Annotated in this window: 22 protein-coding genes, 6 tRNA genes and 3 rRNA genes; 6 read left to right on the top strand and 25 right to left on the bottom strand. The window is 60.3% G+C overall.

Annotation, left to right across the window (positions count from 1 at the left end):
• Nucleotides 1-170: 170 nt before the first annotated feature.
• The 20 genes from rplL to tyrS all read right to left on the bottom strand — a co-directional run bounded on the left by rplL (nt 171) and on the right by tyrS (nt 14,805).
• On the bottom strand, nt 171-539 hold the full coding sequence (rplL, locus tag ACM0M4_RS03620) for a 50S ribosomal protein L7/L12 (RefSeq protein ID WP_003093747.1): 369 nt from the start codon (nt 537-539) through the stop codon (nt 171-173).
• Nucleotides 540-617: 78 nt separating this feature from the next.
• Nucleotides 618-1,118, bottom strand: a complete 501-nt coding sequence (gene rplJ / locus ACM0M4_RS03615; protein ID WP_003093748.1) for a 50S ribosomal protein L10 — start codon at nt 1,116-1,118, stop codon at nt 618-620.
• A 198-nt stretch (nt 1,119-1,316) separates the two neighbouring features.
• Complete coding sequence (gene rplA / locus ACM0M4_RS03610) at nt 1,317-2,012, bottom strand: 50S ribosomal protein L1 (protein WP_003093749.1); 696 nt, start codon at nt 2,010-2,012, stop codon at nt 1,317-1,319.
• Nucleotides 2,012-2,443 (bottom strand): 50S ribosomal protein L11, encoded by a 432-nt coding sequence (rplK, locus tag ACM0M4_RS03605; RefSeq protein ID WP_003093751.1) that lies wholly within the window; start codon nt 2,441-2,443, stop codon nt 2,012-2,014. Before rplK ends, rplA begins: the two co-directional genes overlap by 1 nt.
• Before the next feature lie 116 nt (nt 2,444-2,559).
• Entirely contained in the window at nt 2,560-3,093 is a 534-nt protein-coding gene (gene nusG / locus ACM0M4_RS03600; protein ID WP_003108028.1) for a transcription termination/antitermination protein NusG, read from the bottom strand.
• A gap of 9 nt (nt 3,094-3,102) precedes the next feature.
• Entirely contained in the window at nt 3,103-3,471 is a 369-nt protein-coding gene (secE, locus tag ACM0M4_RS03595) for a preprotein translocase subunit SecE (RefSeq protein WP_003108030.1), read from the bottom strand.
• A gap of 45 nt (nt 3,472-3,516) precedes the next feature.
• Nucleotides 3,517-3,592: transfer RNA gene (locus tag ACM0M4_RS03590), tRNA-Trp, on the bottom strand.
• 55 nt (nt 3,593-3,647) lie between these two features.
• Nucleotides 3,648-4,841, bottom strand: a complete 1,194-nt coding sequence (gene tuf, locus ACM0M4_RS03585; RefSeq protein WP_003115146.1) for an elongation factor Tu — start codon at nt 4,839-4,841, stop codon at nt 3,648-3,650.
• A gap of 84 nt (nt 4,842-4,925) precedes the next feature.
• Nucleotides 4,926-5,001, bottom strand: a tRNA-Thr gene (locus tag ACM0M4_RS03580).
• Between the two features lie 19 nt (nt 5,002-5,020).
• Nucleotides 5,021-5,094: transfer RNA gene (locus tag ACM0M4_RS03575), tRNA-Gly, on the bottom strand.
• Between the two features lie 26 nt (nt 5,095-5,120).
• Nucleotides 5,121-5,205: transfer RNA gene (locus ACM0M4_RS03570), tRNA-Tyr, on the bottom strand.
• A gap of 147 nt (nt 5,206-5,352) precedes the next feature.
• A complete protein-coding gene (locus ACM0M4_RS03565) occupies nt 5,353-6,057 on the bottom strand; it encodes an SPOR domain-containing protein (RefSeq protein ID WP_221345483.1) in 705 nt (234 codons plus the stop codon).
• 8 nt (nt 6,058-6,065) lie between these two features.
• A complete protein-coding gene (locus tag ACM0M4_RS03560; RefSeq protein WP_003093768.1) occupies nt 6,066-6,812 on the bottom strand; it encodes a pantothenate kinase in 747 nt (248 codons plus the stop codon).
• Nucleotides 6,809-7,747 (bottom strand): bifunctional biotin--[acetyl-CoA-carboxylase] ligase/biotin operon repressor BirA, encoded by a 939-nt coding sequence (birA, locus tag ACM0M4_RS03555; protein ID WP_003117986.1) that lies wholly within the window; start codon nt 7,745-7,747, stop codon nt 6,809-6,811. The genes ACM0M4_RS03560 and birA overlap by 4 nt, the downstream gene beginning before the upstream one ends.
• A 161-nt stretch (nt 7,748-7,908) precedes the next feature.
• Nucleotides 7,909-8,024, bottom strand: a 5S ribosomal RNA gene (rrf, locus tag ACM0M4_RS03550).
• A gap of 143 nt (nt 8,025-8,167) precedes the next feature.
• A 23S ribosomal RNA gene (locus ACM0M4_RS03545) occupies nt 8,168-11,058 on the bottom strand.
• A gap of 226 nt (nt 11,059-11,284) precedes the next feature.
• Nucleotides 11,285-11,360 (bottom strand) — tRNA-Ala (locus ACM0M4_RS03540).
• 28 nt (nt 11,361-11,388) lie between these two features.
• Nucleotides 11,389-11,465 (bottom strand) — tRNA-Ile (locus ACM0M4_RS03535).
• A gap of 64 nt (nt 11,466-11,529) precedes the next feature.
• A 16S ribosomal RNA gene (locus ACM0M4_RS03530) occupies nt 11,530-13,065 on the bottom strand.
• The 16S, 23S and 5S rRNA genes sit together here with 2 tRNA genes alongside, the layout of an rRNA operon.
• Nucleotides 13,066-13,605: 540 nt before the next feature.
• Nucleotides 13,606-14,805: a tyrosine--tRNA ligase gene (gene tyrS, locus ACM0M4_RS03525; protein WP_003101660.1), complete on the bottom strand. Its 1,200-nt coding sequence runs from the start codon at nt 14,803-14,805 to the stop codon at nt 13,606-13,608.
• 188 nt (nt 14,806-14,993) lie between these two features.
• Here tyrS and ACM0M4_RS03520 point away from each other — a divergent pair, with 188 nt between their 5' ends.
• Nucleotides 14,994-16,433, top strand: a complete 1,440-nt coding sequence (locus tag ACM0M4_RS03520) for a peptidoglycan DD-metalloendopeptidase family protein (RefSeq protein WP_003117985.1) — start codon at nt 14,994-14,996, stop codon at nt 16,431-16,433.
• A 2-nt stretch (nt 16,434-16,435) separates the two neighbouring features.
• On the top strand, nt 16,436-17,527 hold the full coding sequence (locus ACM0M4_RS03515; RefSeq protein WP_016852420.1) for an anhydro-N-acetylmuramic acid kinase: 1,092 nt from the start codon (nt 16,436-16,438) through the stop codon (nt 17,525-17,527).
• 53 nt (nt 17,528-17,580) lie between these two features.
• On the opposite strand, the gene erpA is transcribed toward ACM0M4_RS03515, so the two are convergent.
• From erpA to argC, 4 genes are all read right to left on the bottom strand, one after another.
• A complete protein-coding gene (gene erpA / locus ACM0M4_RS03510; RefSeq protein ID WP_003085254.1) occupies nt 17,581-17,931 on the bottom strand; it encodes an iron-sulfur cluster insertion protein ErpA in 351 nt (116 codons plus the stop codon).
• 77 nt (nt 17,932-18,008) lie between these two features.
• Nucleotides 18,009-18,431, bottom strand: coding sequence for a bactofilin family protein (locus ACM0M4_RS03505; RefSeq protein WP_003120826.1), 423 nt, complete (start codon nt 18,429-18,431; stop codon nt 18,009-18,011).
• Complete coding sequence (locus ACM0M4_RS03500; protein ID WP_003085249.1) at nt 18,432-19,151, bottom strand: DUF6776 family protein; 720 nt, start codon at nt 19,149-19,151, stop codon at nt 18,432-18,434.
• Nucleotides 19,151-20,185: an N-acetyl-gamma-glutamyl-phosphate reductase gene (argC, locus tag ACM0M4_RS03495; protein ID WP_003113169.1), complete on the bottom strand. Its 1,035-nt coding sequence runs from the start codon at nt 20,183-20,185 to the stop codon at nt 19,151-19,153. Before argC ends, ACM0M4_RS03500 begins: the two co-directional genes overlap by 1 nt.
• Nucleotides 20,186-20,475: 290 nt before the next feature.
• On the opposite strand from argC, the gene hemJ reads away from it, so the two are divergent.
• The 4 genes from hemJ (at nt 20,476) to ACM0M4_RS03475 (ending at nt 23,942) form a co-directional block, all read left to right on the top strand.
• On the top strand, nt 20,476-20,898 hold the full coding sequence (hemJ, locus tag ACM0M4_RS03490) for a protoporphyrinogen oxidase HemJ (RefSeq protein WP_003085245.1): 423 nt from the start codon (nt 20,476-20,478) through the stop codon (nt 20,896-20,898).
• Nucleotides 20,899-20,914: 16 nt separating this feature from the next.
• Nucleotides 20,915-21,883 carry an NAD(P)H-dependent flavin oxidoreductase gene (locus ACM0M4_RS03485; RefSeq protein ID WP_014602444.1) on the top strand — a complete coding sequence of 323 codons (969 nt, stop codon included), beginning with the start codon at nt 20,915-20,917 and terminating at the stop codon, nt 21,881-21,883.
• Between the two features lie 121 nt (nt 21,884-22,004).
• A complete protein-coding gene (locus tag ACM0M4_RS03480) occupies nt 22,005-23,081 on the top strand; it encodes a DUF805 domain-containing protein (RefSeq protein WP_014602443.1) in 1,077 nt (358 codons plus the stop codon).
• Between the two features lie 60 nt (nt 23,082-23,141).
• Entirely contained in the window at nt 23,142-23,942 is an 801-nt protein-coding gene (locus ACM0M4_RS03475; RefSeq protein WP_003113172.1) for an SDR family NAD(P)-dependent oxidoreductase, read from the top strand.
• Nucleotides 23,943-23,981: 39 nt separating this feature from the next.
• Here the strand turns inward: ACM0M4_RS03475 and ACM0M4_RS03470 are convergent, their stop codons facing one another.
• Complete coding sequence (locus ACM0M4_RS03470; protein WP_003117981.1) at nt 23,982-25,463, bottom strand: AAA family ATPase; 1,482 nt, start codon at nt 25,461-25,463, stop codon at nt 23,982-23,984.
• Nucleotides 25,464-25,487 lie beyond the last annotated feature (24 nt).

Below are 25,487 nucleotides of genomic sequence, written 5' to 3'. Positions count from 1 at the left end.
GCCGGAAAATCTTGCAGACCCCTTGGCCTGCATTGCCCACTCGGGGCACTTTCACGTCTTGGGTGGAACGCCCGAGGCGAGTCCACCCAGAACGGAAAAAGGCCGGTGGCAAAAGCCACCAGCCATCAGCCTTTCGCTTGACGCTCGGGCTGTAGACGCAAGGTCGTCGCTTACTTGAGCTCGACTTTGGCGCCTGCTTCTTCCAGGGCTTTCTTGGCGGCTTCGGCTTCTTCTTTCGAAGCGCCTTCCTTCACCACGCCCGGAGCGCCGTCTACGACAGCCTTGGCTTCTTTCAGACCCAGACCGGTCAGTTCGCGAACGACCTTGATCACGTTCACTTTCTTGTCGCCAGCTTCGGCCAGGACGATGGTGAACTCGGTCTGCTCTTCGGCAGCGGCAGCAGCCGGGCCAGCAGCGGCAACGGTAGCGGCAGCAGCGGTAACGCCGAACTTCTCTTCCATCGCCTTGATCAGTTCGACCACTTGCATGACGGACATTTCGGATACGGCGTTGATGATGTCTTCGTTGGTCAGAGCCATGACTCTAATTCCTGTATTGGGGGACGGCCTGCGGCCATCGTATTAAACAAATAAGATTGAAAGCGCTTGCGAGCCGACTTAGGCGGCAGCAGCTTCTTTCTGGTCGCGAATGGCCGCCAGAGTACGAGCCAGCTTGCTGGTAGCGCCCTGAATCACGCTCATCAGCTGCGATACGGCTTCGTCGTAGGTCGGCAGGCTTGCCAGTACGTCGATCTGATTGGCTGCGAGGAACTGACCCTCGAAGGCAGCCGCCTTGATCTCGAACTTGTCCTGACCCTTGGCGAACTCACGGAAGATACGAGCGGCAGCGCCCGGATGTTCGTTGGAGAAAGCGATCAGGGTCGGGCCTTTGAACACGTCGTTGAGCACGTCGAACTGGGTGCCTTCAACGGCGCGCTTGAGCAGGGTGTTACGTACGACTTTCACGTACACACCAGCTTCGCGGGCCTCTTTACGGAGTCCGGTCATGGCGCCTACGGTCACGCCACGGGCATCGGCCACGACAGCGGACAGGGCAGCTTTGGCAGCCTCGTTGACTTCAGCGACGATGGCCTTCTTGTCTTCGAGTTTAATTGCCACGGGTTTACTCCTGGATGTTACCGTTTCGTCCAGCCGGGGCCGGACGTCGTTTTGGTGTCTGATTCGGTAACCGAATCGGGAGCACCATCTGCGTAGGCTTGTGGTTTAAGGCTTGCGCCACCTACGGTCTTGGATAGCCCCCGCCAGGCAGGGACCCCAATACCTGTGCAGCGGGCAGAACCCGCTGCACGATTTCACTTAGGCTTCCAGGGAAGCCAGGTCGATCTGCAGGCCCGGACCCATGGTGGTGCTCAGGGTCACGCGCTTGACGTACACGCCTTTCGACGAGGACGGCTTCAGGCGCTTCAGGTCGGCCAGCAGCGCTTCAACGTTCTGCTGCAGCTTGGCCGGCTCGAAATCGACCTTACCGACGGAGCTGTGGATGATGCCGTTCTTGTCGGTACGGAAACGTACCTGACCAGCCTTGGCATTCTTCACGGCGGTAGCGACGTCCGGAGTCACGGTGCCGACTTTCGGGTTCGGCATCAGACCACGCGGGCCGAGGATCTGGCCCAGCTGGCCGACGACACGCATAGCATCCGGGGAAGCGATGACGACGTCGTAGTTCAGGTCGCCGCCTTTCATTTCGGCAGCCAGTTCGTCCATGCCCACCTTGTCGGCGCCGGCAGCCAGAGCGGCTTCGGCAGCCGGACCCTGGGTGAAGACGGCAACGCGGACGCTCTTGCCGGTGCCGTTCGGCAGGACGGTGGCGCCACGAACGACCTGGTCGGATTTACGCGGATCGACGCCGAGGTTCACGGCAACGTCCACGGACTCCTTGAACTTGATGGTGGACAGCTCGGCCAGCAGCTTGGCGGCCTCTTCGAAGCTGTACTGCTTGCCGGCAACTACTTTCTCGGCAATCGCCTTCTGGCGCTTGGTCAGCTTAGCCATTACACACCCTCCACGTTCAGGCCCATGCTGCGCGCGGAGCCAGCGATGGTACGTACAGCAGCGTCCAGATCAGCAGCGGTCAGGTCAGCCTGCTTGGTCTTGGCGATCTCTTCCAGCTGGGCACGGGTAACGGTGCCGACTTTCTGGGAGTTCGGACGAGCGGAGCCGCTGGTGATGCCAGCTGCTTTTTTCAGCAGGACGGCAGCCGGGGTGCTCTTGGTTTCGAAGGTGAAGCTACGGTCGCTGTAAACGGTGATGATCACAGGAGTCGGCAGGCCCGGCTCTTGGCCTTGGGTCTTGGCGTTGAACGCCTTGCAGAATTCCATGATGTTCACGCCGTGCTGACCCAGGGCAGGGCCGACCGGCGGCGACGGGTTGGCCTGACCGGCCTTTACTTGCAGCTTGATATAAGCCTGGATTTTCTTAGCCATTTGCTACTCCAAATTCGGGTACAAGCGCCTGAAGGCTCCCCGGTTGCTTTCGCGTTTATCCCAGTGACGACAAAACCCCGCAGCCTTGGGCTGCGGGGTGAGGGATGCGTTTTCAGCTAGACCTTTTCGACCTGACTGAACTCCAGCTCCACCGGGGTAGAGCGGCCAAAGATGAGCACGGCCACTTGGATCCGGCTCTTCTCGTAGTTAACTTCTTCGACGACACCATTGAAGTCGGCGAAAGGACCATCGATGACACGAACGGTCTCGCCCGGCTCGAACAGGGTCTTCGGCTTGGGCTTGTCGCCGCTATCGGCCACGCGACGCAGGATTGCATCAGCCTCACGATCGGTGATCGGAGCCGGCTTGTCGGCAGTCCCGCCGATGAAGCCCATGACACGCGGGGTATCCTTCACCAGGTGCCAGGTACCTTCGTTCATTTCCATCTGAACCAGCACATAGCCAGGGAAGAATTTGCGCTCGCTCTTGCGCTTCTGGCCGTTCCGCATCTCCACCACTTCTTCGGTGGGAACCAGAATCTCGCCGAACTCTTCTTCCATGCCAGCAAGCTTGACACGCTCGATCAGCGAGCGCATGACATGCTTCTCGTAGCCCGAGTATGCATGCACAACGTACCAACGCTTAGCCACGGCGCACCCTTAACCTACAATCATGGAAACCAACCAACCCAGCAGGGAATCGAGCCCCCACAGCAGCAGCGCCATTACCAGCACTACCGCGACCACGATCAGCGTGGTCTGAGTTGTTTCTTGACGACTCGGCCATACGACCTTGCGAATCTCGACGCGCGCTTCCTTAGCAAGACTAAAGAAGGCCTGCCCCTTGGCCGTTTGCAGAGCCAGGAAGGCAGCGATCACCGCCAGAACGAGAATACCGAGAACGCGATACAGGATTGGTTGAGCCGAAAAGTACTGATTGCCCACAACGGCAACCACAACCAGAACGGCAACCAAGAGCCATTTCAAGAGATCAAAACGTGATTCTTTGGCTTCTGCCTTGGCATTCATCTGCTAGGAATCTCGTGAAGAAAAGCCAGATTTACTTGGGAAATCTGGCAGGCCAGGAGGGAATCGAACCCCCAACCTGCGGTTTTGGAGACCGCCGCTCTGCCAATTGAGCTACTGGCCTGAAGCAAAATCAGGCCGACCATTATGCCGGCCTGAGAGGGGAAGATCAACCGATATTATTCGATGATCTTGGCAACCACGCCAGCACCAACGGTACGGCCGCCTTCGCGGATGGCGAAGCGCAGGCCATCTTCCATGGCGATCGGAGCGATCAGGGTGACAACCATCTTGATGTTGTCGCCCGGCATTACCATCTCTACGCCTTCCGGCAGCTCGCAGTTACCGGTCACGTCAGTGGTACGGAAGTAGAACTGCGGACGGTAGCCCTTGAAGAACGGGGTGTGACGACCACCTTCTTCCTTGGACAGCACGTACACTTCGCACTCGAACTTGGTGTGCGGCTTGATGGTGCCCGGCTTGGCCAGAACCTGGCCACGCTCTACGTCTTCACGCTTGGTGCCGCGCAGCAGGATACCAACGTTCTCACCAGCACGACCTTCGTCGAGCAGCTTGCGGAACATTTCAACGCCGGTGCAGGTGGTCTTGGTGGTCGCCTTGATGCCGACGATTTCCACTTCTTCCTGGACCTTGATGATGCCGCGCTCTACACGACCGGTTACCACGGTACCGCGGCCGGAGATCGAGAACACGTCTTCGATCGGCATCAGGAACGGCTGGTCGATGGCACGAACCGGCTCCGGAATGTAGGAGTCCAGGGTCTCTACCAGCTTCTGCACGGCGCTTACGCCGATGCCATTGTCATCCTTGCCTTCCAGCGCCATCAGCGCGGAACCGATGATGATCGGAGTGTCGTCGCCCGGGAAGTCGTAGGTGTTCAGCAGATCGCGAACTTCCATCTCGACCAGTTCCAGCAGCTCGGCGTCGTCGACCATGTCGGCCTTGTTCAGGAACACGACGATGTAGGGAACGCCTACCTGGCGGGACAGCAGGATGTGCTCGCGGGTCTGCGGCATGGGGCCGTCGGCAGCCGAGCAAACCAGGATCGCGCCGTCCATCTGGGCAGCACCGGTGATCATGTTCTTCACGTAGTCGGCGTGACCGGGGCAGTCAACGTGGGCGTAGTGACGAACAGCGGAATCGTATTCAACGTGCGAGGTGTTGATGGTGATACCGCGGGCCTTTTCTTCCGGCGCGTTGTCGATCTGATCGAAAGCACGAGCGGAACCACCCCAGGTGTCGGAGCAGACCTTGGTCAGTGCAGCGGTCAGAGTGGTCTTGCCATGGTCAACGTGACCGATGGTGCCGACGTTGACGTGCGGCTTGTTCCGTTCAAATTTTTCTTTAGCCATGGAGACCATCCCCTTCAAGGAATTGAGCGGATCACGCTACCATTAGAACAAGGGCAGATATTTTCATATCTGCCCCTGGATAAATGGAGCTCATGAGCGGATTTGAACCGCTGACCTCACCCTTACCAAGGGTGTGCTCTACCAACTGAGCTACATGAGCGAAACACAAGCAACTTGACTGGAGCGGGTAGCGGGAATCGAACCCGCATCATCAGCTTGGAAGGCTGAGGTTCTACCACTGAACTATACCCGCGGAGCCCGAAGCTCACGCTTTTAAACTGGTGGAGGGAGAAGGATTCGAACCTTCGAAGTCTATGACGTCAGATTTACAGTCTGATCCCTTTGGCCACTCGGGAATCCCTCCAAACTGGTGGGCGGCATTCTCTACGTCTGCCACCTTGCTGTCAAGAGTTTTCTCTTAAAAAACCTGAACTTAGGTTTCAACAGCAACTTCATGGTAGGAGTCTTTCAGCCTTCCCCCTGCGAAGCGGGCGCCATTCTATGCAAACCATCAGGGGGATGCAACACCTTTGCACGACATTATTTGATGCTGCAATCCCTTGAAGTCCCGAGCCAGCTCCTGGAGCAGTTGCTCATCCACCAGGCGCCGGCTGCCGGGGGCCACCCTTACCCAGAAATCACGCTGCCCGCGGGGCAATTCCTTCAGCTCCGCCTCGTAACCTGCCGTCTTGAGACGCACCTGCGCACTTTCAGCCGAATCCCGCGCGGAAAACATCCCCAAAGAAATGCCATTGGCCAGCACTCCCTCGCCAATCAGGTAGCTGTCGATATTGCGCGCCTGAAGCTCCTTCAACTGACGAAGCGCAGCCTCCCGCGAGGCTAGCGGAGGAAGATAGACCCAGTAATCGACGCTCATCTCCCCACGGGCCTCGACCTCCGCCTCGATATCCAGGCCCAGCAGGCGCTGCTGCAACCTTCGGGCATCCGCCACCTCACCGCCTCCGCCAAGATAGAGACAGGCCGACTCGGATGCGATCGACTCTTCGGCAGCCGGAGGCACACTCGGCGCCGGCACCTGCGATTCCGAGCGCGCCCTGGAAGCAAGGTTGCTCTCGGCCAACAGCAGAATGTTCTTCTGCCCATCCTTATAGAGTTCCAGCGGTGCGATTTCCTTGGCCCGTAGCGGGGATTGCTGCTGGTGCCAGACGTAGTAGAAGACGTTCAGGGCCAGGAGAAACAGGAAGAACCAGCGCATAGATCCTCTCACTCAATCGGGCAAGCCAGTGCCAGCCCTACGAAAACCAGGTCCGGCATGATCCGGGCGCCAGCCAGTTCGTCGCGAACCAGTTCGGCATCCCCACCCGTCAGGAATATTTCACAATCCGGACCGAGCAGCTCGCACGCCATGGCGTACTGCTCACGAACGAACCCCCTGAGCATGAGCAGACAACCCCGCTCAACCGCCTCGGCCGTGGCCTGCCCTGGCTGGAGACTGGCAAGCGCCCGACGGGCCTCTGCATCGTCGTAGCGGATACGTCGGGTATGGGTGCGCAACTGGCTTCTCATCAGGGTCATGCCCGGGCATATGTAGCCCCCCAGATGCACTCCATCCGCCGCGACCAGGTCAGAGGTGACCGCGGTCCCCAGATCGATGACCAGGCAGGCCTTCTTAGCCAGATGATGAGCCGCGACGAGGGCCAGCCAGCGGTCGAGCCCCAGGCGCTGGTAATCGAGATAGCCGTTGCGCACACCCGCCAACTGCTTGCCGGATGATGCAACCAGCGCCGAAACCGGGAACAGCTGCTCCAACCGTGCGACCAGTTGCGAGGTTTCCTGCTCGCTGCGAACGCTCACCAGGCGACAGGCTCGCACTGGCAGCGCTTGCTGCGACGTTAACTGTTCGACCAGGGCATCATCGGACTCCGCAAGGCCACCGGCGACCGACCGCGCCGCCCCCTCGATGACCCGCCACTTGATCAGCGAGTTTCCACAGTCGAGCTCAAGAATCATTGACGCAACCTCAAACTAAGCTCCCCTCCACTGAACCCCTGCTCCACGCCATCCACCTCGAGGCGCAGCGCTCCTCGGCTATCGACACCCAGCACACGACCCTCGATGGAACTCAGAGCAGTCGAGAGAATGACCTGGGCACCCTGCCAGAGATTGCAGGACTCCCACTCCTCGCGACTTGCAGCAAAGCCTTCGCGCGAATGCCTATCGAGATAATCGGCCAACTGCCGATTGAGAGCAGAAAGCAGCCGCGAACGATCCACCAGCTCCCCCAGCGCTTCGCGCAGGGAGGTCCAAGGCTGGCCGATATCAGTGGCGGTCTTCATGTTGACGTTGATCCCTATGCCGATAACGACATGACACAGATCCGCGGGGTCGCCACTCAGCTCCAGGAGAATTCCGGCGATCTTCTTGCCTCCCTGCAGAAGGTCGTTCGGCCACTTCAACCCGGCGTCCCGGACGCCCAAAGACTCCAGGGCCCGGAGCACCGCGAGACCGACAACCAGGCTCAACCCTTCGAGCTCCCGAGCGCCCCCCCTGACAGTAATGGCCAGAGAATAATAGAGGTTCTCTCCATAGGGACTGACCCAGGCTCGGCCGCGACGTCCACGCCCGGCAGTCTGCTGCTCGGCGACGATAACGAAAGGTGTCGAGGCTCCAGCCGCGAGCCTACGCATGGCCTCGCTATTGGTCGAATCGACGGTGGGCATGATCTCGACAGGCCAGAGGCTGTCGATCTTCCGCGGATCCAGGAGACTGAGGGGACTCGCCAGACGGTACCCCCGGCCACGCACCTTGTGGAACTGCAGGCCATGTTCAGCCTCCAGGTGCTGCAAGCGTTTCCAGACTGCACTGCGACTGATGCCCAGTACTGCCCCCAACTCCTCACCGGAGTGGAATCGCCCGTCTTGAAGTAGTTTCAGCAAGGTCTGCATAGACGCCCCACACTAGCCAGGCACGCATCATATAGAGGCACTTGCGCTTTGCCTACGAAAAGCCCTGCCGTATAGCTGCCTTTTCCCCGGATTTTCGCAGACTTTTCCGCGCGCAAAAGCAAAACCCCTGGTCATCGCTGACCAGGGGTTTTGGGATAGGAGCTTGACGATGACCTACTCTCACATGGGGAGACCCCACACTACCATCGGCGATGCGTCGTTTCACTTCTGAGTTCGGGAAGGGATCAGGTGGTTCCAACGCTCTATGATCGTCAAGCAATTCGGTTGGATATCCGTTCGCTTGGGCTTACGTCTATCCGGATTCAGGTATGTGATTTCAAGGTGTTTGCGGTTCATGCGAACTTTCGGTTCGTCGACTTCACCTTACAACACACAATCGTCAGATTGTTTGGGTGTTATATGGTCAAGCCTCACGGGCAATTAGTACTGGTTAGCTCAACGCCTCACAACGCTTACACACCCAGCCTATCAACGTCGTAGTCTTCGACGGCCCTTCAGGGGAATCAAGTTCCCAGTGAGATCTCATCTTGAGGCAAGTTTCCCGCTTAGATGCTTTCAGCGGTTATCTTTTCCGAACATAGCTACCCGGCAATGCCACTGGCGTGACAACCGGAACACCAGAGGTTCGTCCACTCCGGTCCTCTCGTACTAGGAGCAGCCCCTCTCAAATCTCAAACGTCCACGGCAGATAGGGACCGAACTGTCTCACGACGTTCTAAACCCAGCTCGCGTACCACTTTAAATGGCGAACAGCCATACCCTTGGGACCGGCTTCAGCCCCAGGATGTGATGAGCCGACATCGAGGTGCCAAACACCGCCGTCGATATGAACTCTTGGGCGGTATCAGCCTGTTATCCCCGGAGTACCTTTTATCCGTTGAGCGATGGCCCTTCCATACAGAACCACCGGATCACTAAGACCTACTTTCGTACCTGCTCGACGTGTCTGTCTCGCAGTCAAGCGCGCTTTTGCCTTTATACTCTGCGACCGATTTCCGACCGGTCTGAGCGCACCTTCGTACTCCTCCGTTACTCTTTAGGAGGAGACCGCCCCAGTCAAACTGCCCACCATACACTGTCCTCGATCCGGATCACGGACCAGAGTTAGAACCTCAAGCATGCCAGGGTGGTATTTCAAGGATGGCTCCACGCGAACTGGCGTCCACGCTTCAAAGCCTCCCACCTATCCTACACAAGCAGGCTCAAAGTCCAGTGCAAAGCTACAGTAAAGGTTCACGGGGTCTTTCCGTCTAGCCGCGGATACACTGCATCTTCACAGCGATTTCAATTTCACTGAGTCTCGGGTGGAGACAGCGCCGCCATCGTTACGCCATTCGTGCAGGTCGGAACTTACCCGACAAGGAATTTCGCTACCTTAGGACCGTTATAGTTACGGCCGCCGTTTACCGGGGCTTCGATCAAGAGCTTCGCTTGCGCTAACCCCATCAATTAACCTTCCGGCACCGGGCAGGCGTCACACCCTATACGTCCACTTTCGTGTTTGCAGAGTGCTGTGTTTTTAATAAACAGTCGCAGCGGCCTGGTATCTTCGACCAGCCAGAGCTTACGGAGTAAATCCTTCACCCTAGCCGGCGCACCTTCTCCCGAAGTTACGGTGCCATTTTGCCTAGTTCCTTCACCCGAGTTCTCTCAAGCGCCTTGGTATTCTCTACCCGACCACCTGTGTCGGTTTGGGGTACGGTTCCTGGTTACCTGAAGCTTAGAAGCTTTTCTTGGAAGCATGGCATCAACCACTTCGTCATCTAAAAGACGACTCGTCATCAGCTCTCGGCCTTGAAACCCCGGATTTACCTAAGATTTCAGCCTACCACCTTAAACTTGGACAACCAACGCCAAGCTGGCCTAGCCTTCTCCGTCCCTCCATCGCAGTAACCAGAAGTACAGGAATATTAACCTGTTTCCCATCGACTACGCTTTTCAGCCTCGCCTTAGGAACCGACTAACCCTGCGTCGATTAACGTTGCGCAGGAACCCTTGGTCTTTCGGCGTGGGTGTTTTTCACACCCATTGTCGTTACTCATGTCAGCATTCGCACTTCTGATACCTCCAGCAAGCTTCTCAACTCACCTTCACAGGCTTACAGAACGCTCCTCTACCGCGTCACTTACGTGACACCCGCAGCTTCGGTGTGTGGTTTGAGCCCCGTTACATCTTCCGCGCAGGCCGACTCGACTAGTGAGCTATTACGCTTTCTTTAAAGGATGGCTGCTTCTAAGCCAACCTCCTAGCTGTCTAAGCCTTCCCACATCGTTTACCACTTAACCACAACTTTGGGACCTTAGCTGGCGGTCTGGGTTGTTTCCCTTTTCACGACGGACGTTAGCACCCGCCGTGTGTCTCCCATGCTCGGCACTTCTGGGTATTCGGAGTTTGCATCGGTTTGGTAAGTCGGGATGACCCCCTAGCCGAAACAGTGCTCTACCCCCCAGAGTGATACATGAGGCGCTACCTAAATAGCTTTCGAGGAGAACCAGCTATCTCCGAGCTTGATTAGCCTTTCACTCCGATCCACAAGTCATCCCCTACCTTTTCAACGGGAGTGGGTTCGGTCCTCCAGTCAGTGTTACCTAACCTTCAACCTGCTCATGGATAGATCGCCCGGTTTCGGGTCTATACCCAGCGACTAAACGCCCTATTAAGACTCGCTTTCGCTACGCCTACCCTATACGGTTAAGCTTGCCACTGAATATAAGTCGCTGACCCATTATACAAAAGGTACGCAGTCACCTAACAAGTAGGCTCCCACTGCTTGTACGCATACGGTTTCAGGTTCTATTTCACTCCCCTCTCCGGGGTTCTTTTCGCCTTTCCCTCACGGTACTGGTTCACTATCGGTCAGTCAGTAGTATTTAGCCTTGGAGGATGGTCCCCCCATGTTCAGACAAAGTTTCTCGTGCTCCGTCCTACTCGATTTCACTTCAAAGATCCTTTCGCGTACGGGGCTATCACCCACTATGGCCGCACTTTCCAGAGCGTTCCGCTAAAATCAATGAAGCTTAAGGGCTAATCCCCGTTCGCTCGCCACTACTAAGGGAATCTCGGTTGATTTCTTTTCCTCAGGGTACTTAGATGTTTCAGTTCCCCTGGTTCGCCTCTTGCACCTATGGATTCAGTACAAGATACCTAGGTTATCCTAGGTGGGTTCCCCCATTCAGAGATCTCCGGATCAAAGTCTGTTTGCCGACTCCCCGAAGCTTTTCGCAGGCTACCACGTCTTTCATCGCCTCTGACTGCCAAGGCATCCACCGTATGCGCTTCTTCACTTGACCATATAACCCCAAGCAATCTGGTTATACTGTGAAGACGACATTCGCCGAAAATTCGCGCTTGAACTCGCAAATTTTACCTTGACTTGAATGATCACCAGTGAAAGAGATCATTCAGTCTTACTTCTATCACATACCCGAATTTTTAAAGAACAGTTCTGGTGCAAAGACCAGAAATCAATGTTCATCCACGAACATTCATTTCTGAGCTTTCGACGATTGTTTTAGATGGTGGAGCCAAGGAGGATCGAACTCCTGACCTCCTGCGTGCAAAGCAGGCGCTCTCCCAGCTGAGCTATGGCCCCGTATCGGATCACGCAGCACACCAACAATTGGTGGGTCTGGGCAGATTCGAACTGCCGACCTCACCCTTATCAGGGGTGCGCTCTAACCAACTGAGCTACAGACCCAATCGTCTAACCAGTGAATCAAGCAATTCGTGTGGGAGCTTATGAAGAAGCTGAGATCTTCGATTAAGGAGGTGATCCAGCCGCAGGTTCCCCTACGGCTACCTTGTTACGACTTCACCCCAGTCATGAATCACTCCGTGGTAACCGTCCCCCTTGCGGTTAGACTAGCTACTTCTGGAGCAACCCACTCCCATGGTGTGACGGGCGGTGTGTACAAGGCCCGGGAACGTATTCACCGTGACATTCTGATTCACGATTACTAGCGATTCCGACTTCACGCAGTCGAGTTGCAGACTGCGATCCGGACTACGATCGGTTTTATGGGATTAGCTCCACCTCGCGGCTTGGCAACCCTTTGTACCGACCATTGTAGCACGTGTGTAGCCCTGGCCGTAAGGGCCATGATGACTTGACGTCATCCCCACCTTCCTCCGGTTTGTCACCGGCAGTCTCCTTAGAGTGCCCACCCGAGGTGCTGGTAACTAAGGACAAGGGTTGCGCTCGTTACGGGACTTAACCCAACATCTCACGACACGAGCTGACGACAGCCATGCAGCACCTGTGTCTGAGTTCCCGAAGGCACCAATCCATCTCTGGAAAGTTCTCAGCATGTCAAGGCCAGGTAAGGTTCTTCGCGTTGCTTCGAATTAAACCACATGCTCCACCGCTTGTGCGGGCCCCCGTCAATTCATTTGAGTTTTAACCTTGCGGCCGTACTCCCCAGGCGGTCGACTTATCGCGTTAGCTGCGCCACTAAGATCTCAAGGATCCCAACGGCTAGTCGACATCGTTTACGGCGTGGACTACCAGGGTATCTAATCCTGTTTGCTCCCCACGCTTTCGCACCTCAGTGTCAGTATCAGTCCAGGTGGTCGCCTTCGCCACTGGTGTTCCTTCCTATATCTACGCATTTCACCGCTACACAGGAAATTCCACCACCCTCTACCGTACTCTAGCTCAGTAGTTTTGGATGCAGTTCCCAGGTTGAGCCCGGGGATTTCACATCCAACTTGCTGAACCACCTACGCGCGCTTTACGCCCAGTAATTCCGATTAACGCTTGCACCCTTCGTATTACCGCGGCTGCTGGCACGAAGTTAGCCGGTGCTTATTCTGTTGGTAACGTCAAAACAGCAAGGTATTAACTTACTGCCCTTCCTCCCAACTTAAAGTGCTTTACAATCCGAAGACCTTCTTCACACACGCGGCATGGCTGGATCAGGCTTTCGCCCATTGTCCAATATTCCCCACTGCTGCCTCCCGTAGGAGTCTGGACCGTGTCTCAGTTCCAGTGTGACTGATCATCCTCTCAGACCAGTTACGGATCGTCGCCTTGGTAGGCCTTTACCCCACCAACTAGCTAATCCGACCTAGGCTCATCTGATAGCGTGAGGTCCGAAGATCCCCCACTTTCTCCCTCAGGACGTATGCGGTATTAGCGCCCGTTTCCGGACGTTATCCCCCACTACCAGGCAGATTCCTAGGCATTACTCACCCGTCCGCCGCTGAATCCAGGAGCAAGCTCCCTTCATCCGCTCGACTTGCATGTGTTAGGCCTGCCGCCAGCGTTCAATCTGAGCCATGATCAAACTCTTCAGTTCAATACTGCTTGGGTTTTGAGAAAACCCTAAACTTGGCTCAGCAATCGCATTCTCTTAAAAAGAGATAAAACTCTCGAATTCACGAGTGTTACTTGCGCTGCTGATAATCTTGCGATCACCAGTCTTACATCACAAGCACCCACACGAATTGCTTGATTCGACTTGTTAAAGAGCAGTTGGCCAAGGCTTTCGTCTCAACCGAGGCCGCGCATTCTACAGCAACCTCTCGTTCCGTCAAGCGTTATTTTCGAAAATTTTCTTTTCTACTCAACCGCTTGCGCCGACCTTCAAACTATCTTCCAATCAGCGGGAGGCGCATTCTACAGCGTTCAAATTCGCTGTCAAGCACCTCGATGAAGCTTCGTTTCGACCCCCTTTCGGGACCGAACCGCTGCGGCGAACAACCTGCCGGAGCGCTTCACCACCCCCTGGAAGAGAATCCGTAAACCCTTGATTTTCAAGCATTTACTCTTCGTCGTCGCCGGGAGTGGTGCGCATTATAGGGAGATAGAAACTGGCGTCAACACTTATTTGAAAGAATTATTCAGCTTTCAGCGTGATGCGCGCGAAAGCCTTCTTCCCTGCCTGGAACACACGGGTCTCACCCAGCGCCAGCATGAAGGTGCGGTCGACGACCTGCCCATCCACCTTGACGCTGCCGGCACCCAGGAGATCGCGAGCCGCAGCCGCATTCTTCACCAACCCCGCCTTATTAAGGACAGAGGCAACGGGCATATCCTCGGGGGACGACAGCTCGATCTCCGGCAGGTCTTCCGGCAGCTCGCCATCCTTCAGGCGATTGCCGGCCGACTTGTGTGCGCTCGCCGCCGCCTCCTCGCCATGGAAGCGGGCGACGATCTCCTCGGCCAGCTTGATCTTGATGTCACGCGGGTTGGCGCCCGCCTCGACGTCCTTGCGGAAGCTATCGATCTCATCCAGGGAACGGAAGCTGAGCAGTTCGAAGTAACGCCACATCAGCGTGTCAGGAATGGAGACCAGCTTGCTGTACATGACACCCGGCGCTTCCTGGATACCAATATAGTTGCCCAGCGACTTGGACATCTTCTTCACGCCATCCAGCCCTTCCAGCAACGGCATGGTCAGGATCACCTGGGCCTCCTGGCCATAGGCACGCTGCAGCTCGCGCCCCATCAGCAGGTTGAACTTCTGGTCGGTGCCACCCAACTCGACGTCCGCCTTCAGCGCGACGGAGTCATAGCCCTGGACCAGCGGATAGAGGAACTCATGGATAGCGATGGGCTGATTGCTGGCATAGCGCTTGCTAAAGTCATCACGCTCCAGCATCCGCGCAACGGTGTACTGAGAGGCAAGACGAATGAAGTCAGCCGGGGTCAGTTGGTCCATCCAGGTGGAATTGAAGGCTACTTCGGTCTTGGCCGGGTCGAGGATCTTGAAGACCTGGGACTTGTACGTCTCCGCATTCTCCAGAACCTGCTCGCGCGTCAGGGGAGGACGGGTAACACTTTTCCCACTGGGGTCACCAATCATCCCAGTGAAGTCGCCGATGAGGAAGATCACCTGATGCCCCAGGTCCTGGAACTGGCGCAGCTTATTAATAAGCACGGTATGGCCAAGATGCAGATCGGGAGCGGTCGGGTCGAAGCCGGCCTTGATCCGCAAGGGCTGGCCACGCTTCAGCTTGGCCACCAGTTCCGCCTCTACCAGGATCTCGTCTGCACCGCGCTGGATCAGCGCCAGCTGCTCTTCAACCGACTTCATTTACAGGTTCTGCCCAATTGCCAAAATCGAAAGGGAACCAACCATACAAGATCGCAGACTAAAAACAAATTTTGCCGACCGTCAGGGGGACGGAGCCAGGCCAGACGCGACTTTTGGCTTGATTCAAGGAGATTTTGGTTATATTTTAGGCAGTTATTTATTCACAATCCAAAAACACCAATCACGCCATGACGCAATCCGATCAGAAAGCGCCGCCGTATTACCCGAAAAGCCACTTGTTGGCCGCCAGCGGTGTTGCAGCGCTCCTCAGTTTGGCACTACTGGTGTTCCCCTCGAGCGAAGTCGAGGCCAAGAGGACCACGCTCAATCTGGAGCTTGAAAGCAACACCGATCGCCTCCTTCAGGAGAAAGACGACCTCCTGCCGCAATCGGTCACCAATTCCAGCGACGAAGGCACGCCTTTCGCTCAGGTAGAAGGCGCCTCCGACGACAACACCGCCGAGCAAGACTCGGACAAACCGGGCACATCTGTAGCCGATGCCGACACCAAGCCCGTCGATCCCGAGTGGAAGACCATCACCGTCGCCAGTGGCGATACGCTGTCGACCGTATTCACCAAGGCAGGCCTTTCCACCTCGGCCATGCACGACATGCTGACCAGCAGCAAGGATGCCAAGCGCTTCACCCATCTGAAGGTCGGCCAGGAGGTCAAGCTCAAGCTCGACCCCAAAGGAGAGCTGCAGGCGCTGCGAGTCAAGCAGAGCGAACTCGAGACCATCGGCCTGGACAAGACCGACAAGGGCTACTCCTTCAAACGCGAGAAGGCCCAGATAGACCTGCATACCGCCTATGCCCATGGCCGTATCACCAGCTCGCTGTTCGTTGCCGGTCGTAACGCCGGCCTGCCCTATAACCTGGTCACGTCGCTGTCGAATATCTTCGGCTACGACATCGACTTCGCCCTCGATCTGCGTGAAGGCGACGAGTTCGACGTGATCTACGAACAACACAAGGTCAACGGCAAGCAAGTGGCGACCGGCAATATCCTCGCCGCCCGCTTCGTCAACCGCGGCAAGACCTACACCGCCGTGCGTTACACCAACAAGCAGGGCAATACCAGCTACTACCGCGCCGACGGCTCCAGCATGCGCAAGGCATTCATCCGTACGCCGGTGGATTTCGCCCGCATCAGCTCGCGCTTCTCCCTGGGCCGCCGCCACCCGATCCTGAACAAGATCCGCGCGCACAAGGGCGTCGACTACGCTGCCCCCATCGGCACACCGATCAAGGCCACCGGAGACGGCAAGATCCTCGAAGCCGGACGCAAGGGGGGCTACGGCAACGCCGTGGTGATCCAGCACGGCCAGCGCTATCGGACCATCTACGGACACATGAGCCGCTTCGCCAAGGGTATCCGCGCCGGTACCAGCGTGAAGCAGGGCCAGATCATCGGTTACGTGGGCATGACGGGCCTGGCCACCGGCCCGCACCTGCACTACGAGTTCCAGATCAATGGCCGTCACGTCGATCCGCTGAGTGCCAAGCTGCCCATGGCGGACCCGCTCGGTGGCGCAGATCGCAAGCGCTTCATGGCGCAGACCCAGCCGATGATCGCGCGCATGGATCAGGAGAAGAAAACCCTCCTGGCCCTGAACAAGCAGCGCTGATCGTGCCGCGCTACCTGGGGTTGATGTCCGGAACCAGCCTGGACGGCATGGACATCGTCCTGATCGAGCAAGGTGATCGCACCACCTTGCTCGCTTCCCATTACCTACCCATGCCGGCCGGGCTGCGCGAAGACATCCTCGCCCTGTGCGTCCCCGGTCCCGATGAAATCGCCCGCGCCGCCGAAGTCGAGCAACGCTGGGTCGCCCTTGCAGCACAGGGCGTGCGCGAACTGCTGCTCCAGCAGCAGATGAGCCCCGACGGAGTCCGTGCCATCGGCAGTCACGGTCAAACCATCCGGCATGAACCCGCTCGCCACTTCACGGTGCAGATCGGCAACCCCGCCCTGCTGGCGGAGCTGACCGGCATCGATGTCGTCGCCGACTTCCGCCGCCGCGACGTCGCAGCCGGCGGCCAGGGCGCCCCGCTGGTACCGGCCTTCCATCAGGCGCTGTTTGGCGATGGTGACGCCTCCAGGGCGGTCCTGAACATCGGTGGCTTCAGCAACGTTTCGCTGCTCAGTCCCGGAAAGCCGGTACGCGGCTTCGACTGCGGCCCGGGCAACGTGCTGATGGACGCCTGGATTCATCACCAGCGCGGCGAACATTTCGACCGGGACGGTGCGTGGGCCGCCAGCGGCCAGGTGAACCACGCACTGCTGGCAAGCCTGCTGGCGGATGAATTCTTCGCCGCGCGTGGCCCCAAGAGTACCGGGCGCGAGCGCTTCAACCTGCCCTGGCTGCAGGAGCACCTGGCTCGTCACCCTGCCTTGCCGGCAGCGGATATCCAGGCAACCCTGCTGGAGCTGAGCGCGCGCAGCATCAGCGAATCGCTGCTGGACGCCCAGCCGGACTGCGAAGAGGTGCTGGTATGCGGCGGCGGCGCCTTCAATACGGCGCTGATGAAGCGCCTGGCCATGCTGATGCCCGAAGCTCGGGTCGCCAGTACCGACGAATACGGCATTCCCCCTGCCTGGATGGAGGGCATGGCATTCGCCTGGCTAGCCCATCGGTTTCTCGAGCGCCTGCCCGGCAACTGCCCTGATGTGACCGGTGCGCTCGGTCCCAGGACTCTGGGCGCGCTGTATCCCGCCTGAAACGAAAACGCCGCGCATATAAGCGCGGCGTTTTCGTAGCGACCCCATCGACGTCAGATCGAGAACGACTGTCCGCAACCGCAAGTCGTGGCGGCGTTCGGGTTCTTGATGACGAACCTCGAACCTTCCAGGCCTTCCTGGTAGTCGACTTCCGAGCCCGCCAGGTACTGGAAGCTCATCGGGTCCACCACCAGGCCCACGCCATCGCGCTCGATCACGGTATCGTCATCGGCGATATCTTCGTCGAAGGTGAAGCCATACTGGAAGCCCGAGCAACCGCCGCCGGTGACGAATACACGCAGTTTCAGGCGAGGATTGCCCTCTTCGTCAATCAACGTCTTCACCTTGTTGGCTGCGCCTGGGGTAAAGAGCAGGGGCGTAGGGGTGAAGGTCTCGATGCTCATGTTTCCGAATCTCCCGGCTTGAGGCCGTGCGTTACAACATTGCGCCCATTATCCTCTTGTCCCAGAAAAATGGTCAACTAATCCACAGTTTCCACGCTGGCAGGCAGTTCCAGCGGGCGCGGACTGGCCTCGGTCATCGGGCACAGGCGGCCCTCGATCTGGGCCCCCATGGCGGTTTCGATCAGCCCATAGTGAAGATTGCCCTTCACCCGGGCCTGGGCCCCCAGCTCCAGGCGTTCGATGGCATGGATGTCGCCATCCACCTGACCGTCGATGATCACATGGGGGGCCCGGATTTCGCCGTCGACACGACCGCCGGCGCTGACCCGCACCAGCCCTTCGTGCGCCTGCAACGCTCCGCGGACGGTGCCGTCGATCTGCACCGCGCCCTTGAGGTTCATGTCACCGACCAGTTCGGCGCCGCTGGCGATCAGGCTGGTCTGCCCGGTGAAACGCTGGACGTCGGCCCGGCCTTTGTTCTTGCTCCACATAATGCTCACTCACTGCTTCGGCCAATCGAAACGGCGCTGTAGCGGTTTGGACTGGCCATTCAGCTCCGCACGTACGTCGATCAGCTTCGGGATGAAGTTCTTCGGCAGCTCCAGCTCGGCGAAACGCCCCCCTTCTGGGATCGACTGGAAATGCCGGAGGGAAATCGACAGCCCTGTCTTGCCCAGTTCCGGCGAGAGCTGTTCGAGGTCGTAGGTAGCGTCCTTGCGCGCCAGCTTGCCGCTGATGCGGACTTTCAGCCGCCCATCCAGCTTGCGGTCGTCCCTGCCCAGGCGGCTGAGCATCACCTTATAGCGGAAGCGCTGCGGGTCGTCCGTGCCCTGCACCTCAAAGGCACGGATTTCCAGCGCATCCGCCTTGCTGGCCGGCGCGACGACCCCCTTGTAGAACGCGATGTCCTGTTGCTGCTTGAACACCTGGTCCTCAAGCAGCTTGATGGTCTGCCGGCTCTGTTCGGTGGCCTGCTGGCTGAGACGTTCTCCGCTGCGCAACACCTCGATTTCGGTACGCAGGCGCTCCAGCTCGGCCTTCTGCTCGCCGATCAGGGTTTCCTGGCGTTGCGCATCGGCCTCGCTGCGAGCGGCGTCCGCCCCAGTCGACCAGCGACCGCCGAGAAACGCCAGCGGAACCGCCAGCAGCAGCGCACCCACCCCGAGGCGGACCAGCCAGGCCCGCCGTGGATCACGGAACTGGAGTTCCCAGCCGGACATCAGGGGAGCAGGGCCGCATGCGAGAGGCCCAGGCGCTCGTCCAGCCCGAACAGGATGTTCATGTTCTGGAGCGCCTGACCCGAGGCGCCCTTGACCAGGTTGTCGATCACCGACAGCACCACCACCAGGTCGCCGCCCTGGGGGCGATGCACGGCGATTCGGCAGACATTGGCGCCACGCACGCTGCGGGTCTCCGGATGGCTGCCGGCCGGCATCACGTCGACGAAGGGTTCGTCGGCGTAGCGCTTCTCGAACAGCGCCTGGAGGTCGACCGAGCGATCCGCGACATGGGCATAGAGGGTTGCATGGATACCGCGGATCATTGGCGTCAGGTGCGGTACGAACGTCAGCCCGACGTCGCCGCCGGAGGCCCGACGCAGGCCCTGGCTGATTTCCGGGAGATGCCGATGCCCCTTGACCGCGTAGGCCATCATGCTTTCGCCCGCCTCGCAGAACAGCGAGCCAACCTTGGCGCCCCGACCGGCGCCGCTGACCCCGGACTTGCAATCGGCGATCAGCCGCGAGGCGTCGGCCAGGCCGGCCTCCAGCAGCGGGATCAGGCCCAGTTGGGTCGCGGTCGGGTAGCAACCCGGCACGGCGATCAGGCGGGCCTGGCGGATCTTCTCGCGGTTCACTTCCGGCAGGCCGTAGACAGCCTCGTCGAGCAGCGCCGGAGCGCCATGCGGCTGGCCGTACCAGCGCGCCCACTCCTCGGCGTCCGCCAGGCGGAAGTCAGCGGACAGATCGATGACCCGGGTCCCGGCGTCCAGCAGTTCGCCAGCCAGCGCGTGCGCCACGCCGTGCGGCGTGGCGAAGAACACCACGTCGCAGGCGCCGAGGCGCTGCGCGTCCGGCACGCTGAACTGCAGGTCGTCATAATGACCTCGCAGGTTCGGGTACATGTCGGCGACCTTCACCCCCGCCTCGGAACGCGAAGTGATCACTTCCACCCGGGCCTGCGGATGCTGCGCCAGCAGGCGCAGCAGTTCCACGCCCGTATAACCCGTACCGCCAACGATGCCGACCTTGATCATCTGTCCATCACTCCGCGCGCTGAGGCAAGCTAGCCAAAAGAGGCCAATGATAAGAGCCGAGCGCCGGCATGAACAGCGCTGGGCGTCCGGCTTTGCGACCGGTTCGGCCCTTCGGTCGGCAGTCTAGCCCCCGGGGTCGTCGGGCAGAAATTGCTGCGAGGCCCTATCCGAATGTTCCTACCTGTTATGCGGCCATATCTGCCGGCAAATCAGACAGCGGCAAGCCGCCAGGGTGACGCGTTCCAGCCATCCCTCTACTATCGGGGCACCGTGATCAAGAGGATGTCCTGATGTACCTGTGGCTCAAAGCCTTCCATATCATCGCCGTGGTCTGCTGGTTCGCCGGCCTGTTCTACCTGCCGCGCCTGTTCGTCTACCACGCCATGAGCGAGGACCAGACCAGCCGGGAACGCTTCTGCGTCATGGAGCGCAAGCTCTACCGAGGGATCATGATGCCCTCGATGCTCGCCACCCTGGTCCTTGGCCTCTGGATGCTCTATCTCACCCCCGGCTGGCTGAGCCAAGGCTGGCTGCACGCCAAGCTGACCCTGGTGGTCCTGCTGATCGGCTACCACCACGCCTGCGGCGCCATGCTCAAGCGCTTCGCCCGCGGCGAGCCGGGGCGCAGCCATGTGTTCTACCGCTGGTTCAACGAAGTGCCTGTACTGTTCCTGCTGCTGATCGTCCTACTGGTGGTGCTCAAACCTTTCTGACCCAGGAGTCCTGTCCATGTCCTTGCCCGCCCTGCTCGACCAACGCCTGCGACTGCCGATGGTGGCCGCGCCAATGTTCCTGGTATCCAACCCGCAGTTGGTGCTGGCCTGCTGCCGCAGCGGCATCGTCGGCAGCTTCCCGGCGCTCAACCAGCGCGAGAGCAGCGGCTTCGAGGGTTGGCTGGAGGAAATCGGGGCCGGCCTGCAGGCGCTGGACAATCCCGCGCCCTATGCGGTGAACCTGATCGTCCACAACACCAATCCGCGGTTGCAGGCCGACCTGCGGATCTGCGTCGAGCACCGCGTACCGATCGTCATCACCAGCCTCGGCGCAGTGCGCGAAGTGGTAGACGCTGTGCATAGCTACGGCGGCCTGGTGTTCCACGACGTCACCACCCGCCGCCACGCCGAAAAAGCCGCCGAGGCCGGGGTCGACGGCCTGATCGCGGTGGCGGCCGGCGCGGGCGGGCACGCCGGGACCTGGAGCCCTTTCGCGCTGGTCGCGGAAATCCGCCAGTTCTTCGACAAGACCCTGCTGTTGGCCGGCTGCATCAACCACGGCCACGAGATTCTCGCCGCACAGATGCTCGGCGCCGACCTGGCCTATCTCGGCACTCGCTTCATCGCCACCCGCGAGAGCAATGCCTCCGACGCCTACAAGCAGATGATCCTGGAGGCACGCGCCGCCGACATCGTGCACACCCCGGCGGTGTCCGGCGTACCGGCCAGCTTCATGCGGCAAAGCCTGGAGGCCGCCGGCTACGATCTGAAGCGCCTAACCGACAAGGCAGACATGAACTACGGCGAGAAACTCAAGCCGGTGAACGACGAGGCCAAGGCCTGGAAGACCGTGTGGTCCGCCGGCCAGGGCGCGGGCAACATAGACGACTTGCCCGGCGTCGACGAGTTGGTCGCCCGCCTCGACCAGGAATATCGCGCCGCCCTGCGGAACATGGATCGCCTGGCCAACCGCTGGCCGCGCTGAAACCGCCGGGTCACGGCGCCCCGGCTTGTGCGGGAGTTCTCATCTCGCGCTTGTGGGCGCCAAGGCCGCCGATTAGGCTGTCGGCTGCATTTCTCTCACCCCAGCTGACAAGGATGCCTGCATGACCGACCAACGCTTCAAGATCGTCTTCTCCGGCGAGCTGATGCCCGACGCATCGCTCGAAACCGTGAAGGACAATCTCGCCCGCCTGTTCAAGAGCGAACCGGGCAAGATCGACGCCCTCTTCGGCGGTCGCCCGGTGGTGCTGAAACGCGAACTTCCAGAGGCCGAGGCGGAGCGTTACCTGACCGCCTTGCGCCAGGCCGGCGCCAATGCCTACAAGGAAGTCGACCTGGTGGCCAGCCTGAGCCTGGTGGAAACGCCCGATCACAACCCCCAGGTCGCGGAGGAAACCCCGGCGCAAGACCTGCCTCCCATGACCTGCCCGAAATGCGGCCATGAACAGCCCAGCGGAGCGGAATGTTCGGCTTGCGGCATCATCATCGAGAAGTACCTGGCACGCCAGGCGCAGCTCGGCGAAAACGCCGCGCCTGCGGCCTCCGCGGCCGCGGGCGCGTCTCCCTACACACCGCCCAGCGCCCAGGTCGGCGACACCCTCCCCGAGTTCGGCGAGCTGAACGTGTTCACCACCAACGGCCGGATCGGACGCCTGCGCTATCTCGGCTGGTCGATGGCGATGACGCTGTGCTTCCTGGTCATCATGGGCCTGGGCTTCCTGCTCGGCGAAACCGTCGGCGTGGCCGTCACCGCCCTGGCCTCGATCGCCTTCATCGTCATCGCCGTGATGATCGGCGTGCAGCGCCTGCATGACCTCGGCTGGTCGGGCTGGCTCTGGCTGCTCAACTTCGTCCCCTTCGTCGGCAGCGTGTTCGGCATCCTGATGCTGGTCCTGCCCGGCAGCACCGGCGCCAACCGCTACGGTCCGCCGCCGCCGGCGAACAGCACTGGGGTGAAAGTCCTGGCCAGTCTGATCATCCTGCTGCCGATAGTCGGTATCATCGCCGCCATCGCCCTGCCGTCCTACCAGGGTTACCTGGAGCGAGCGAACTATGACGGCGGCGCCAGCGCTCCAGCCGACCCGTACACCACCGACGAGCAGGCCGCCGCAGCGGCGGCCGAAGCCGATGAAGCCGCCACGGCGGCGGCAGAGGCCATGGAAGACGACGACCAACAGTAGCCACGCAACCCCTCGCGACGGGCGGGGTCCAATTCCCCGTCCGTTTCGGAGAAGTCTCGAATGCCCCGTTATGCCCTGATCACCGGCGCTTCCAGCGGTATCGGCCTGGCCCTAGCCGAAGCCCTGGCCCGGCGCGGTCGCGCCCTGATCCTGGTGGCGCGCCAGCGCGACGCGCTGGAGAGCATCGCCTATGAGCTGGCGCAGCGTTTCGGCGTGGAAGTGCTGTTCCGCACCTGCGATCTTTCCGAGCCGCTGCAACTGTCAGGGTTGTTGCACGAACTGGAACAGGGCGAACGACAGATCGACCTGCTGGTTAACAATGCCGGGATCGGTACCTCCGGCCCCTTCATCGACCAGGAATGGGCGCGGGAACAGGAGCTGATCGAACTCAACATCCTGGCCCTGGCCCGCCTTTGCCACTCCCTCGGCGCCCGCATGGCGGCACAGGGCGGGGGCCAGATACTCAATATCGCCTCGGTGGCCGCCTTCCAGCCCGGCGCCTGGATGAGCAACTACTACGCCAGCAAGGCCTACGTCCTGCACTTCTCGGAAGGCTTGCGGGAAGAACTGAAAGAGCGCGGCGTCAAGGTCTCGGTGCTGTGCCCTGGGCCAACCCGCACGGCATTCTTCCGGGAAGCCGGGATGCGGCTCGGCAGGCTCGACCGGAGCAAGCTGATGATGACCCCGGAGGAAGTCGCGCTGCTGGCCCTGCGCGGGCTGGACAAGAACCGCGCCCTGATCGTCCCCGGTTGGCGCAATCGCCTGCTGGCGCTGAGCCCACGCCTGGCGCCACGCTGGCTGGTGCGCCGACTCGCCGCGCGGATCAACGCCTCGGCGGTACCCTCCGCCCCACGGGGTTGACCGGCCTCTCCTCGCAGGGCGGCAAGGTTCGCCGTTGGCTCAGTCTGCCGGTACCGCCCGCCCCTTGGCCCAGGTCCGCAGCGCGGCGAGCTTTTCCGCCATCAGCACCGACAGCGGCGAGGTTCGCGCCAGTTCCCTGAGCAACAGATCCTGATCCACCGCCTGCTGTCGCGCCTGCCCGGCGTACAGTGCCGCCACCACCGCCTGCTCGATCTCCGCCCCGCTGAAACCCTCGCTGGCAGCCGCCAGCAGATGGAGGTCGAACTGTGCCGGCTCCAGCTCGCGGCGTTGCAGGTGGATGCGGAAGATCTCGGCGCGAACCTCCGGCGTCGGCAGGTCGACGAAGAACAATTCGTCGAAGCGTCCCTTGCGGATCAGTTCGGGCGGCAGGCGGTCGATAGCGTTCGCGGTGGCGACCATGAAGACCGGCGCCTCGCGCTCGGCCATCCAGGTCAGCAGGGTACCCAGCACGCGCTGACTGACGCCGTTGTCCTGGTCGCCACCAGAAATGCCCTTCTCCACTTCATCCATCCACAGCACGCAGGGCGCCATCTGTTCGGCCAGGCGCAGCGCCTCGCGCAGGTTGCGCTCGGTTTCGCCGAAGTACTTGTTGTAGAGACAGGCGAAATCCAGACGCAGCAACGGCAAGCCCCAGAGGCCGGCCACCGCCTTGGCCGCCAGGCTCTTGCCGGCGCCCTGTACGCCGACCAGCATCATGCCCTTCGGCTGGTCGCCAGGCGTGCCGGCGAGGAACGCCGACTGACGCTCGCCGAGCCAGCGCTTGAGCGCGGCAAGCCCGCCGACCTCGGCGAAGCGCGCGGTGTCGTACTCGAAGCTCAGCACGCCCTCCAGGTCGAGTAGCTGGAACTTGGTGCGGTTCAGCTCGGGCAGGTCCTCCTGGGTGATCGCTCCATCGTTGCAGATCACGTTGCGCGCCAGCAGTCGCGCCTCGGCATGGCTGAGCCCGCGCAGGTTCTTCACCACCTGCTGCAGGGTCCGGTTGTCGGTGCGCACGCGGGCACCACGGTTGCGCTCGCTCCAGCGCGTCGCTTCCTCGCGGACGATGCCGAGCAGTTCGTCCTCGCTGGGCAGGGACAGCGAGAACCGCGCGGCGAAGCGCTGCACCTCGGCCGGCAGCTTCAGCGCATGGGACACCAGCACCACGGTCGGTCGATGATTGCCTTCGGCCATGGCGATTTCCTTGAGCAGGCGCACCAGGGTCGGGCTGTCGCCAAGGAAAGGATGCAGGTCGCAGAGCACGTAGAGATTCGCCTGCTGATCGTGCTTGATCAAGCGCAACGCCGCGACCGGGTCGCGGCTCTCCTCCCCGCCCAGCGGCTCGCCGCCGAAGCCCAGGCGCTGCACGCCCTCGGTCACCGACCAGGCATACAGGCCAAGGCCGCGCCTGACCGCCAGGCCGGTGAGGGTTTCCATCACCTTCGGCTCGTCCCAGGACTCGATCAGGATCAGCTTGACCCGGGAATCCAGGACCAGGCCGAGGTCGTGTATGTCGTTCTTCACTGCGGCTCCTTCACGCTTGGGCGG

Source organism: Pseudomonas sp. 18-147 (assembly GCF_051048045.1).
In the GTDB taxonomy this organism is placed as follows: Bacteria; Pseudomonadota; Gammaproteobacteria; order Pseudomonadales; family Pseudomonadaceae; genus Pseudomonas; species Pseudomonas aeruginosa.
This window is presented reverse-complemented; position numbering and strand designations above follow the sequence as displayed.